This is a genomic window from Hydrocarboniphaga sp., assembly GCF_028291725.1.
In the GTDB taxonomy this organism is placed as follows: Bacteria; Pseudomonadota; Gammaproteobacteria; order Nevskiales; family Nevskiaceae; genus Hydrocarboniphaga.
Genome location: NZ_JAQGNT010000015.1, coordinates 1 through 12,624, shown reverse-complemented (window position 1 = coordinate 12,624; position 12,624 = coordinate 1). Strand labels below are relative to the sequence as shown.

Annotated in this window: 12 protein-coding genes; 8 read left to right on the top strand and 4 right to left on the bottom strand. The window is 65.1% G+C overall.

The window, feature by feature from the left end; genetic code table 11:
* Positions 1–2 precede the first annotated feature (2 nt).
* The 4 genes from arfB to JWQ90_RS04465 all read right to left on the bottom strand — a co-directional run bounded on the left by arfB (position 3) and on the right by JWQ90_RS04465 (position 5,309).
* On the bottom strand, positions 3–419 hold the full coding sequence (gene arfB / locus JWQ90_RS04480) for an alternative ribosome rescue aminoacyl-tRNA hydrolase ArfB (protein WP_366919435.1): 417 nt from the start codon (positions 417–419) through the stop codon (positions 3–5).
* Positions 420–536: 117 nt separating this feature from the next.
* A complete protein-coding gene (locus tag JWQ90_RS04475; RefSeq protein WP_299690012.1) occupies positions 537–926 on the bottom strand; it encodes a glycine zipper 2TM domain-containing protein in 390 nt (129 codons plus the stop codon).
* 122 nt (positions 927–1,048) lie between these two features.
* Positions 1,049–1,825, bottom strand: a complete 777-nt coding sequence (locus tag JWQ90_RS04470) for a glutathione S-transferase N-terminal domain-containing protein (RefSeq protein WP_299690010.1) — start codon at positions 1,823–1,825, stop codon at positions 1,049–1,051.
* 67 nt (positions 1,826–1,892) lie between these two features.
* Complete coding sequence (locus tag JWQ90_RS04465; protein WP_299690007.1) at positions 1,893–5,309, bottom strand: Calx-beta domain-containing protein; 3,417 nt, start codon at positions 5,307–5,309, stop codon at positions 1,893–1,895.
* Positions 5,310–5,528: 219 nt separating this feature from the next.
* Between JWQ90_RS04465 and JWQ90_RS04460 the strand changes: the two genes are divergently transcribed.
* The 8 genes from JWQ90_RS04460 to JWQ90_RS04425 form a co-directional block, all read left to right on the top strand.
* The gene (locus tag JWQ90_RS04460) at positions 5,529–5,954 is read left to right on the top strand and encodes an OsmC family protein (RefSeq protein WP_299690105.1); all 426 of its coding nucleotides are present in this window, start codon (positions 5,529–5,531) and stop codon (positions 5,952–5,954) included.
* A 255-nt stretch (positions 5,955–6,209) separates the two neighbouring features.
* Complete coding sequence (locus tag JWQ90_RS04455; protein ID WP_072898255.1) at positions 6,210–6,422, top strand: cold-shock protein; 213 nt, start codon at positions 6,210–6,212, stop codon at positions 6,420–6,422.
* A gap of 422 nt (positions 6,423–6,844) precedes the next feature.
* Positions 6,845–7,975: a hypothetical protein gene (locus tag JWQ90_RS04450; RefSeq protein ID WP_299690000.1), complete on the top strand. Its 1,131-nt coding sequence runs from the start codon at positions 6,845–6,847 to the stop codon at positions 7,973–7,975.
* Positions 7,976–8,301: 326 nt separating this feature from the next.
* Positions 8,302–8,949, top strand: coding sequence for a MarR family transcriptional regulator (locus tag JWQ90_RS04445; protein WP_299689997.1), 648 nt, complete (start codon positions 8,302–8,304; stop codon positions 8,947–8,949).
* A 112-nt stretch (positions 8,950–9,061) separates the two neighbouring features.
* The gene (locus JWQ90_RS04440; RefSeq protein WP_299689994.1) at positions 9,062–9,535 is read left to right on the top strand and encodes a MarR family transcriptional regulator; all 474 of its coding nucleotides are present in this window, start codon (positions 9,062–9,064) and stop codon (positions 9,533–9,535) included.
* Positions 9,532–11,583 carry an FUSC family protein gene (locus JWQ90_RS04435; RefSeq protein WP_299689991.1) on the top strand — a complete coding sequence of 684 codons (2,052 nt, stop codon included), beginning with the start codon at positions 9,532–9,534 and terminating at the stop codon, positions 11,581–11,583. Before JWQ90_RS04440 ends, JWQ90_RS04435 begins: the two co-directional genes overlap by 4 nt.
* Positions 11,580–11,792 carry a DUF1656 domain-containing protein gene (locus JWQ90_RS04430; protein ID WP_299689988.1) on the top strand — a complete coding sequence of 71 codons (213 nt, stop codon included), beginning with the start codon at positions 11,580–11,582 and terminating at the stop codon, positions 11,790–11,792. The genes JWQ90_RS04435 and JWQ90_RS04430 overlap by 4 nt, the downstream gene beginning before the upstream one ends.
* Positions 11,789–12,624, top strand: an 836-nt coding sequence (locus JWQ90_RS04425) for an HlyD family secretion protein (RefSeq protein ID WP_299689985.1), incomplete at its 3' end; no start/stop codon positions are given. The genes JWQ90_RS04430 and JWQ90_RS04425, both read left to right, overlap by 4 nt.

The window sequence follows — 12,624 nt, the reverse complement described above, 5'->3', positions numbered from 1 at the left end:
GCTCAATCGTCCTTGCTGCTGCGCAGGGCCTTGATCTTGCCCTGATGCAGCTTGTCGGCGACGCGGCGGCGCTTGGAACTGGCGGTCGGCCGAGTCGCCTTGCGCACGCGCGGCACTTCGGCGGCAGCGGCGATCATCACGCGCAGGCGCTCCAGCGCAGCCGCGCGATTCTGGTCCTGGCTGCGATACTGCTGCGCCTTGATCACCACCTGCCCTTCGGTGGTGATGCGCTGGTCGCGGCGCTTCAACAGCCGCTGCTTCACATCGCCCGGCAGCGACGAAGCCTGGATGTCGAAACGCAGCTGCACCGCCGACTCGGTCTTGTTGACGTTCTGTCCGCCGTTGCCCTGCGAACGAGTCGATGTCAGCTCGATCTCGCTCAGGCCGATCGACAAATGGGGATTGATGCTCAGGCTCACGACACGGCTCTGCGAATGCACGGCTCACATTATGCAGGCGAACCGGCGATCCGTCGGACAACAAAAAGGGCGAGCCATCATGGCTCACCCTTTTGCATTGCAAGCGCGACCCCGGGTTCAGCCCGGAACGTTGCGGCAGTTTTCGCGATAGCTCACTTGCTGGTCGGGGAAGTTCTTGTTCGCGACTTCGTGGCCGACATAGGCGCCACCGACGGCGCCAACCGCGGTCGCGGCATCCTTGCCGTGGCCGCCGCCGATCTGGTGGCCGAGTGCGCCGCCGGCAGCGCCGCCGAGCAGCGTGCCGACCACCGACTTGGCGCCCCACTCCTTGTTGGTCACGACTTTTTCCTGCGTGCATTCGGTATGGCTGCCGGTATGGCTGGTGTTGGCGGCAGCGACCTGGGTGCTGTCGCCATCACCGGTCGAGCGGTTCGCAAACACTATCGCCGAAGCGCCAATCACCACGACGGCGACGGCACCACCAATACCAGCAGCTAAATTGTTCATCGGAATTCCTACCTTGTTTCGACGAACGCCAGATGCGTTCAGTACCTGCAACATAGAGGGATGCGATGAACTCGAACTGAGCCGAGCCTTCAGTTGTCGCTCAGCTTCGCATCGAGAGCGGGCTAGTCCTTATGCAGCAGATAGGTGCGATCCAGGTACTTGAGTATGTCGCCCGACTCGTACATCGCGGTGCCGGTGTTGTCGTCGATCAGATACGGCACCTGCACCTGGCCGGTGTTGTCGGCGAGCCAGCGGCGATTGCGCGTAGTGCGCATCTCGCCCTTGAACAGCGTGTCGCGAAAACCCGGCGGACCGAAGTCTTTCCAGCCACCCTTGCCGGTGTTGCGCAGCCGATACGGCAACTCAAGCTCGCACATGCGGGCACGTACCGGCTTGGAGAACGGGCTGGCCTCGAAACTGAACAGCTCCAGCGGCTGCGCGGGCGCGCGCGACGGCAGCGCGCGCATGCCGGTGAATCCGCCTGCACGGATCATCAGCACCGACGCAGCCTGCGAACTCAGCACCGCCAGCGGATGCAGCAGAGCGCTGCGACGCTTGCCGCGTGCGTAGCGGCGGTGCAAGTAGTCGATGATGTCCGCGGATTCGTAGAGCACCGTGCCGGTGTTGTCGTCAACCAGCAAGGGGAACTGGGTTTTACCGCCGACCGCTCTCGCCTCGCCGCGAAAGCGCGTGCCGTTCTTCGGGCAGGGCAGGATCATCGCGTCGAGATCCAGCTCGGTCAGCGTCTCGCGCACCAGGCGGCAGTATGAGCAGGCTTCGATGTCGTAGAGCTTCAGCATTTTCGCCGGCGGCTCGGTGTGCCGATGGGCGAGCGTGCCGCGCCATAGCCGCGCGGTGCCGGCGAACAGATTGATCAAGGCGTCGATCTGGGTGGACATGGCAGCAGGCTTTTGTTGGGGCATGCCAGATTTGGCGCCTGCCGCCGCCGCGATCGCAAGTGCTCCGTCAATCGTTGTCGGTGATCGTGACGGTCGCGCTGGCAGGGCTGCCCAATGTCGCGGTCACCGCGCCGCTGAGGCGAACCTGCAGGGTTTCAGCAGTTTCCCTGAGTGTGTCGTTGGCGATCACCACAGTGAAAGTCTTGTTCGCCGCATCGCCATTGGCCCAGGTCAGCGTCCCGCTCTTGGCCGTGTAGTCGCTGCCGGCCACGGCCGAGCCGTTGGCGGTGGTGTAATCGATCGAGGCCGAGCCGGTGGCGCCGCCGGAGCGGCTGACCGTGATCGTCACCGAGCCACCGGCTTCCGAAATACCGTAGGTCGCCGACGACAGCGCGATCGTGCCCGGCGCACCATCGTTGTCGGTGATGGTCAGCAATGAAGTCTTGGTCGTGCCCAGCGTCGCGCCGCCGGTGGGCGCGCTCAGCGTGAAGTTGACCGTCTCGTTCGCCTCGGCAGCAGCGTCGTCGCTGATCGGCAGCGTGAACGTCTTGTTGGCCGCGTCGCCATTGGCCCAGGACAGCGTGCCGCTGACCGCACTGTAGTCGCTGCCGGCGGTCGCGCTGCCATTCGACGAGGCATAGCCGACCGTGACCGCGCCGGCACTGCCGCCGGATCGCTTGACCGTGATCGTCGCCACGCCCGCGTTCTCCGCGGCCGTCCAACTCGAACTGGAAAATGCCAGATTGCCGGCGGTGGTGCCGGTGTCGTCGTCGGTGATCGTGACCGTCGCGGTCGCCGGGCTGCCGAGGCTCGCACCGGTGGCCGAGCTGAGTCGGACCTGCAGCGTCTCGTTGCTCTCCGACAGCGTGTCGTTGGCAATCGCGATCGTGAAAGTCTTGCTGGCCGCGTCGCCGCTGGCCCAGGTCAGCGTGCCGCTCTTGGCCGTGTAGTCGCTGCCGGCCACGGCCGAGCCGTTGGCGGTCGCGTAGTCGATGGAAGCCGAGCCGGTGCTGCCGCCAGTACGCGTGACGGTGATCGCGACCGAGCCCGCCGATTCGAGCACGCTGTAGGTCGCCGACCCCACCGCGATGCTGCCTGGCGCGCCGTCGTTGTCAGTGATGCTCAGCAGCGAAGTCTTGGTCGTGCCCAGCGTCGCGCCGCCGGTGGGCGCGCTCAAGGTGAAATTGACCGTCTCGTTCGCCTCGGCGGCGGCGTCGTCGCTGATCGGCAGCGCGAACGTCTTGTTGGCCGCGTCGCCATTGGCCCAGGACAGCGTGCCGCTGACTGCGGTGTAGTCACTGCCAGCGGTCGCGGTGCCGTTGGACGAGGCATAGCCGACCGTGACCGCGCCCGCACTGCCGCCGGATCGCTTGACCGTAATCGTCGCAACGCCCGCGTTCTCCGCGGCCGTCCAGCTCGAACTGGAAAATGCCAGATTGCCGGCCGCGGTGCTGGTGTCGTCGTCGTTGATCGTGACGGTCGCGGTCGCCGGGCTGCCGAGGCTGGCGCCGCTGGCCGCGCTCAGGCGGACCTGCAGCGTTTCGTTGCTCTCCGACAGCGTGTCGTTGGCGATCACTATCGTGAAGGTCTTGCTGGCCGCATCGCGCGAGGCCCAGGTCAGGGTTCCGCTCTTGGCCGTGTAGTCGCTGCCGGCGGCGGCGCTGCCGTTGGCGCTCGCGTAATCAACCGAGGCCGCGCCGTTGGAGCCGCCGCTGCGCGTTACCGTTATGGTCACGCTGCCGCCATTCTCGGCCAGGCTATAGGCAGCCGATGACAGCGCCAAGCTACCCGGCGCGCTGTCGTTGTCGGTGATCGACAGCGTCGCATTCCGGGTCGAGCCCAGCGTTGCGCCGCCGCCGGGCGAGGACAGCGACAGCGTCACCGTTTCCGTTGCCTCCGCGGCGGCATCGTCGATGACCGCAACGCTGATGGTTTTGGCGGTGTTGTCGCCGTCGGCCCAGGACAGCGTGCCGCTGCTGGCGCCGTAATCGCTGCCGGCGGTCGCCGTGCCGTTGGCTGTAGCGTACGCGACGCTGATAGCGCCGGCACTGCCACCGCCGCGCAGCACGCTGATGCTCGCGGTGCCGACATTCTCGGCGACGCCGTAACTGGCACTGCCGAAGCTCAGCGAGCCGGGGCCGGGTGTGATCGCGCCCAGCGCGAGCGTCGCGTCGATCAGCCCCGCGCCGCAGCCGCTGCAGCTGGCGGTGAACGCGCGAGCCGTGCTGGTGATCGCCGTCTCGGCCTCGTCCGGCGTCAGTGCCGGCTGCAACGAATACAGCAGCGCGACCACGCCCGCAGCATTGGGCGAGGCCATGCTGGTGCCTTGCAAGTACGCATACGAATCGGCGCCGGGCGTGGTCGCGCCGTTGTTGTAGGTCGACAGAATCGTGGTGCCGACGCTCGAGTCGCCGCCGGGCGCGGCGATGTCGACGACATTGCCGTAGTTGGAATAGTAGGCACGCGCGCCGGTCTCGCCGACGCTGGCGACGGCGATCACGCCGCTGCAGCTCGCCGGCGAGAAGTTGCTCGCATCCATCGCCGAATTTCCGGCCGCGACGACCACGCTGGTGTTGCGGCTGCGCGCGCTGCTGATCGCAGTCTGCAGCTCCGGCGAGGCCGAGCACGGATAGCCGCCGCCCAGGCTCATGTTGATCACGTTCGCCGGCTGCGGATTGGTCGGCACACCGGACACGCTGCCGCCGGAGGCCCAGACGATCGCGTCGCTGATGTCCGAGGTATAGCCGCCGCAGGCGCCGAGCACGCGCGCGATCACCAGTTTTGAGCCGAAGGCGACACCGGCGACGCCGAGCGAGTTGTTGGTGATCGCCGCGATGGTGCCGGCGACGTGCGTGCCGTGCCAGCTGCTGGTGCTGGCCGAGCCGCCGCACTGGCCCGAGGTACGGTAGTCGCCCGGGTCCTGGGCGTCGGCATCGCGGCCGTTGCCGTCGTTGCTGTTGCTGGTGTCGGAGATGAAGTCGTACTGGGCAACGACCTGGCTGGCCAGGTCGGCATGCGGGCGGTAGCCGGTGTCGATCACCGCAACCACGGCGCCGGCACCCGTGGTGATGTCCCAGGCCGGGAAGGCATTGACGCCGGCGGTACCGTTGCTCTGCGCCGGGCCGGCCAGTGCCCATTGGTTGCCGAGGTACGGGTCGTTGGGCGTCAGCGCCGCCTGCATGCGGCGGTCGGGCTCCACCGACAACAGCCCGGCCGGGGCGCGGCGCCGGAGCCGGTCCGCCAGCTGTTCCAGGGCGGCGGCATCGAGTCCGGACGAATCGCCGACATCGACCAGCAAGGCTCCGGTTGCCAGCGTGCGCAGCAATTTCAGGGGCCGGCCGGCCAGCACCGACACGCGGTCGATGCGAGCCTGCGTTGCGCTTGCAGTTGCGAGCCTGTAGTCCGGATCGCTGGAAGCTTGATAACGCAGGATCAGCCGCGATGGCAGGGAATCGGAGCCGGCCGCCGCCCCAGTCGCGGCCACCGACAACAGCAAAACCGCCGCCGTCCTTCCCAGCCTCGGTTTCCCTAGCACAGCCCGCTCCCCGTTTAGCCTCAGTTCGAACGGTATCGGCCTGTCGGAGGCGGACTTGAACCGGACGAAAGGCCATTCACCGCAGGCTCACCACCCATTTCCCAGACTCGGTGACTACGCGATGGAACGTTCAACCGCACAAGTTCAACGGTAATAAGGAGAACCTGCATTAAGAAGAAAGCATGGGCAGTCTGGAAAGGCAGCATCAAGGAAGGCGGCGGCGCCATCTCCACCGAAACCGGGGTGCTCAAGGACGCGCCCTACGGCTTCAAGTCCCGATTCGAAAACGGCCCCGGCACCAATCCAGAAGAGCTGCTCGGCGCGGCGCATGCGGCCTGCTTCTCGATGGCGCTGTCACTGGCACTGGGCCAGGCCGGCTTTACGCCCGACACGATCGAAACCCATGCCGAAGTCACGCTCGACAAGCTCGGCGAAGGCTACGCGGTGACGTCCAGCCACCTGATCCTGAAGGCAAAGATTCCAGGCATCGAGAAAGCCCAGTTCGATGAGATCGCCGCCGGCGCCAAGGCCGGCTGCCCGATCTCCAAGGTGCTGAACGCGAAGATCACGCTGGACGCGACGCTGCAAAGCTAGCCGGACTGGTCGCGGAGCGTGGCCTTGGCCCCGTTCCGCGGCGCGGTGGACCGGTAAAGCAGGCGACGAGGGGCTATCGACATCCGCTTTCGGGGAGCGTATGGTGGCTGCCGCAGTCGCTTCAAGTTTGCACAGTGTGGCTTCCCAGCGCCAAACATTCACCGGTTTGGTGGCCTTCAGATCCCTCGATGCGTTCCTTGATCGCTTGCACCCCTCGGGTGGTTTTTACCCGTATTTATCAAGAGGAATGTATCAATGAGCAATGTTTCTACCGGCACCGTGAAGTGGTTCAATGACGCCAAGGGCTTCGGCTTTATCACCCCGGCCGACGGCGGCGAAGATCTCTTCGCACACTTCAAGGAAATCCAGGGTTCCGGTTTCAAGACCCTGAAAGAAGGCCAGCGCGTCGAGTACACCGCCGCGCGCGGCCAGAAGGGCATGCAGGCGACGCAGATTCGCCCGCTCTAAGTCTTAACCGACTTAATTAAGAACCGCGGCCTCGTGCCGCGGTTTTTTTTGCCTGCTGGTTTCATGGTCGGTTTCATAATCGGTTTCACAGCAAGAACCCTGCCCGCGGCTTGGCCGCCGCGCCGGCATCTGGTGGCTACGCTTTCTTGCACCGCGCCCGGCTTGAGCCGGACACTGCGGGCCTGATTCCTTAGTGCCTCGGTTCCCAAGTACGGTCACGAAGGCGCACGCGGAGTTTTGCGACTGGCAAGGCGCGACGACGAGGCATAGCCCCGCTATGGCGAGGAGTCGCAACGCCGCCAGGCGCGAAAGTCCGCCGCGGATTCGTGATCGTACTTGGGAACCGAGGCACTTAGCCCGCGAGTGCTGCCATTCTCTCCTCCGATATCCGCGGCGCCACTCAACTGGCCGTCAAGGCGACTTTGGCGATCACCCATATCGTCGAAGACATGCACCGCAATATTTCGCGCGCGCCCTGGATTTTCGGCGAAGTGCCGCCGGGCCGCACTCGCGGCATCACCGGGCTGGTCTACAGCAGCATCCGCACGGTCACCGGCTGGGTCGGATCGGGCCTGGATCTGGCCTTGGCGCAATTGCAGCCGCTGATCGACGCCGCGGGCCTGCAAGATGGCGGCCTCGGCCGCGACGCCCTCGTCGGAGCAATCAACGGCGTGCTCGGCGATTACCTGGCCGCAACCGGCAATCCGCTGGCCACGGACATGGAGATCCGCCGCGACGGCATTCGCCTGGATCAAGCGCAGAAACCGCGTGTGCTGCTGCTGATTCACGGCCTGTGCATGACCGATCGGCAATGGCGGCGCGACGGCCACGACCACGGCGCCGCGCTGGCTGAGGCGCTCGGCTACGAAGCCGCGTATCTGCGCTACAACAGCGGCCGTCACGTGTCGCTCAACGGCCGCGAATTGTCCGAGTTGCTGGAGCGCTTCATCGAGCAGTCCGCGGTGCCGGTCGAAGAACTGGCCATCATCGGCTTCAGCATGGGCGGGCTGCTGGCTCGCAGCGCCTGTCACTACGCGGCGCTCGCCGGGCATCGCTGGCCGCGGCGTCTGCGCCGCCTGATCTTCCTCGGCACACCGCATCTGGGCGCGCCGCTGGAGCGCGGTGGCAGCGGTCTGCAGATGCTGCTCAACATCAGCCCTTACAGCGCGCCGCTGGCCGGGCTCGGCAAGCTGCGCAGCGCCGGGATCACCGACCTGCGTCACGGCAACCTGATCGACGAAGACTGGGCCGACACCGACCGCTTTGATCGCAGCACACGCCGTCCGCAAGCCCTGCCGCTGCCGGCGAACGTGCACTGCGCGGCGCTGGCCGCCACCACCGGCCAGCGCGCCGGTGATCTCAACGATCGCCTGCTCGGCGACGGGCTGGTGCCGGTTGCGAGTGCGCTCGGCGACGACGCCGACAGCGCTCGCAGCCTGAGTTTCGATCCCGAATGGCAGTGGATCGGCTTTGGCATGAACCATCTGGACCTGTTGAATCGCAGCGAAGCTTTCGACGCGCTGCAAAGGGCATTGCAGGCGCCGCTCGGCTAGCTTTGCTTGGGCGGCGAAACCTGGTGTGAACGGCGGCCAGCAATCCCGACAAAGCACCGCCATGCAGGATGCCACGATGGTTGAGATGCTGCTGGCCGATGCACCAGAGAAAACGCACTTGAGCCGCCTCCACTCGCTTGTAGTTCGGACCGAGCAGCGCGAGAAACGGGCAGCCATCGTCGCACGGCCTCCGGCGCGGCATCGGATCACAACCGACCATCCTTTCTCAAGCTCGATAGGGCCTTGGCGTCAAAACGACGCACAGCTTGGGTCGTTCGTTATCATGTGGTTACACATCAGCACCCGGCCTTGCAGCAACCCCAATAATGGCGACCCGAAAAACGACCGGCACGACCTCTACGAAGGCGAACAAGTCCGTCGACACTAAGAAGAAAGGCGGCAAGACCCTGTCAGTCAAGAGCAAGAAAGCGGCTGCAAATCCTGAAGCCGAAGGCTCCGGTGGCAACCTGATGGTGCCGTGGACCTCGTGGCGGGCGATCGCAGACGACTCTCTGCCACTCAATATTCGTATCGCGTTTCACATACACGACGTGTCGCGCATGCGTCGCAGCGCCTACGACCAGATCATGAAGCCGGTCGGCATCACCCGGGCACAGTGGTGGGTGATGGCCCATCTCTCTCGCTCGGACGGCATGATGCAGACACAACTTGCTGACGTGCTCAACGTCGGCAAGGCCGCAGTAGGCCCGCTGCTCGAGCGGCTGGAGGCGGCGAACTTGGTTGAGCGCCGCTCCGACGCGATCGACAAACGCGTCAAACGGGTCTACATGCTCAAGGCCGGACGCCAGATCATGAAGACGCTGGTTCAGGAAGAAGCCAAGTTCAACGACCGTGTGCTGGCTTTCATGTCGTTGAGCGAGCGCGAGGAACTGCTGCGGGTGCTGGCGGGCATCAAGAAAGCCCTTGCCGAATTCGGCGGCACCACGTCGCCCGAAGACGCCGACTCCATTTAAAGCCTAAACACCGCCGTCGCCACGAGGCGTCCCCCTGACGCGCTCCGACAGCACAAAGAGATCCGCGTCAATTAAGTTGCATTGAAATGATTTGAATCCTATCATTTTAGGAATGTATCAAATCGACAAGCTTCTGGCCGCTTTCACCGCGGCACTTCCGCGGACCAGCCGGCAATGGATGCGCATCCTCGACATCTCGCTGGACGAGCTCGACATCTCGGCCACCTGCGCATCGCCCCTGATCTTGATCGGGCGCAATCAGGGCATCAATCAGGTGGCGCTGGCCGAACAAGTCGGCGTCGTCGGCCCATCTCTCGTTCGGCTGATCGATCAACTCGCCGATTCCGGGCTCGTCAGACGGGAGCCCGATGAAACCGACCGGCGCGCTAAGCGGCTCTGGCTGACCAATGCCGGCGACGCGCTGTACCAGCAGATGGAGCAGCACATGGTCAAGCTGCGCCAGACAGCGCTGGGCCATCTGCCCGAGGCAGACATCGCCGCCGCGGTGCGGGTGCAGCAGGCTCTGCTGGAGGCAGCGGAAGCATTCGAGCGCGACGATCCCAGGAAGAAAAACCCAGCGACATGAACCTGCCGGATGCCCGCGACTGGCTTTATTCGGGCAAGGCCTTCGCCGCGGCCGCCCTGGCCCTGTACATCGCGCTTTCCCTGTCCCTGCCCAATCCGTACTGGTGCGTGGCAACGGTTTACGTCGTGTCGCATCCTCTGTCGGGCAGCACGCGCTCGAAGGCCGTGTACCGCGTGCTGGGAACCCTCATCGGCGCCTGTGGCGCCGTCGCGCTGGTGCCGGCCTTCGTCAATACACCGATCGTTCTGAGCCTGCTGATCTCCGGCTGGGTCGGTGTTTTTCTGTACCTGGCGCTGCTGGATCGCACGCCGCGCAGCTACGTCTTCATGCTGGCCACCTACAGCCTGCCGTTGATCGCCTTGCCGACGCTGACGAATCCCGAAACGGTTTTCGACGTGGCCCTGGCGCGGAGCGAGGAGATCGTGCTCGGCATCATCTGCGCCAGTCTCGTCAACACGACGTTGTTCCCGCGCCGCGTCGCCTCGGTGCTGAATCCGCAGATCGACCGCCTACTCGGCGATGCGGCCGAATGGGCTCGGGCCTGCCTGCAGGCCGGCTGGAATCAGGCGTCAATACCGCATCCGCCGTTCCTGGCCGACATCGCATCAATGGACGCCTTGACCAGGCACCTCGCCTACGACACCACGCATCATCGGCAGGCCGTACTCGCCCAGGAAATCCGACTATGTGCTGCCATGCTGATTCCGCAGGTGTCGGCCCTTCTGGATCCGCTGGCGGCATTGGCGAGTGGGCCTGCCCAAAACGAATCGAGAGACGTTTTCGAACTCGTATCCGAGGTCACCGCATGGATGCGTCGGGACCAGATCGGCACCGCCGGCGGTGAGCACCTGCTGGCCGAATGCGGGCGTCAACTTGCGCTGGCGGACAATGCACGAGGTGAAGTCTCCGCGATCCGCGCGCTGGCCCTGACCCGGCTGGACGAGCTGCTCCGGCTCTGGCTGGATTGCCTGGAGCTGCGCGCAGCGATCGTCGATGCAGTAGTTACGAGATCATCGCCCGCATTCCGCCTCAGACGCCGGCTGGTGCATGAGCCTCATTACGATCATGGCCTCCTGTTGTTCGCCGCGGGATCCGCCGCGCTGGCCACTGCAGCAGCCAGCCTGATCTGGATTTCCTCGGGCTCAGTCATCGGCGCGGGCGGCGTGATGCTGGTCTCGGTGTCCTGCGCTTTCTTCGCGGCATCCGACAGCCCGGCACCGCAGATCAGCCGCTTCCTGTTCTGGGAATACATCGTCCTGGCCACCGCGCTGATCTATATGTTCGCGATCCTGCCCGGCATCGAAACCTTTGAGATCCTGCTGCTTGCCTTGGCGCCGCCTCTGCTCATCGCCGGTGCCTTCACCAATCAGCCGCAACACAACGTGTCGGTGCTGCTGTTCACGTCGGGCTCCATCAGCGCCATCACCTTGAACAACGGCTATGCGGGCGACTTCGAGTCCTTTACCAGCAACGCGATCGCCTCCATTGTCGGCCTGGTGTTCGCGCTGACCTGGACGCTGGTGACGCGGCCGTTCGGGACGGAATTCGCCGCACGCCGCCTGGCCAAAGCGAACCATCACGATCTGTGCCTGATGGCATCCAAGCTCGCGGACGACGGTCGGCAAGTCATCCAGGCCCGTCTGCTCGATCGCCTGGGCCAGTTACTGCCCCGGCAATGCCTGCTCGCCGATGGCCACGGTCTCGATGCGATTCGCGATGTCCGCGTCGGCTTGGTCCTGTCGGAGATCCAAACACTCAAGCGGCAACTGCCCGCCGATCTTCGTCAGGGTGTCGATGCGATGATGAACCGGGTTCGCAGCTTCTTTGACGAGCCTGGTGACGAACACGAGGCGCCTTCGTCGCTGAGCGTCGAATGCAGGGGCCTGGCGCGTGCACTGCTTGACTCGCGCGGCCCACACGAGTTCTTAGCCGCGCAGGCCGTGATCGGCCTTAGGCTGGCTTTTCTCCCTGAAAGGCCGACCGATCCCGAGATCTCACCAGAACCGCCGCAGCCTCAGGCGTCGGCACTTCCCATCGCTGTGCCATGAATGCCGACCTCGATCTCTACGGAGTGTTCTTTCCGATGCTGTTGGCCTACATGGCGATGGCCTATGCCACCAAGGCCGGCCTGCGCCTGGTGTTGCTGCGCGTCGGCTTCTATCGCTGGGTCTGGCATCCGGCCCTGTTCAACCTGGCGCTGTTCGTCGCCATCCTCGGCGGCCTGGTCGCCCTCGCCACCCGCATCCCATCCTTGTGAAAAAACTCCTGCGCAAAGCGGCACCTCTGCTGTTGACGCTGGTCAGCGTCGCCGGCGCCGCGGTCATCGCCCTGCACCTGCTGCACTACTATCACGACGAACCCTGGACGCGCGACGCGCGCATCGGCGCCGATGTGATCCAGGTGGCTCCCGACGTGTCGGGTCCGGTGACCGAACTCGCGGTCACCGACAACCAGGCCGTGCAGCGCGAGCAAGTGCTGTTCATCATCGACCGTACGCGATACGTGCTGGCACTGCGCCAGGCCAGCAGCGCCTTGATGGAACGCCGCGCGCTGCTCGCACAGGCGCGTCGTGAGGCCGAGCGCGATCACACGCTGAGGGACCTAATTTCCCGCGAACTCGTCGAGCAAGGCCACGCGAAATTGGAACAGGCGCAGGCTGCTGTCGACACCGCGGAGGCGGCGCTCGACGTCGCGCAGCTCAACCTCGATCGGACGGTCGTCGTCAGCCCGGTGAATGGCTTTCTGAGCGATCGCAGCGTGCGGGTCGGGGACTACGTGGCCGCGGGACGGCCGGTGTTGTCACTGGTGGATGGCAGCTCTTACCACGTTGCAGCTTATTTCGAAGAGACCAAACTCAGACGCGTCAGGATCGGACAGCGCGTCGACCTGCGCATCATGGGTGAGCCCGGAACGATGACCGGGCACATCGAAAGCATCGCGGCGGGCATCGAGGATCGCGATCGCGCCGACGGCCTGCATCTGCTGCCCAACATCAATCCCGCGTTCAACTGGGTGCGCCTGGCCCAGCGTATTCCCGTGCGCATCGCGATCGACCAGGTGCCCAAGGATCTGCGGCTGATCGCCGGGCG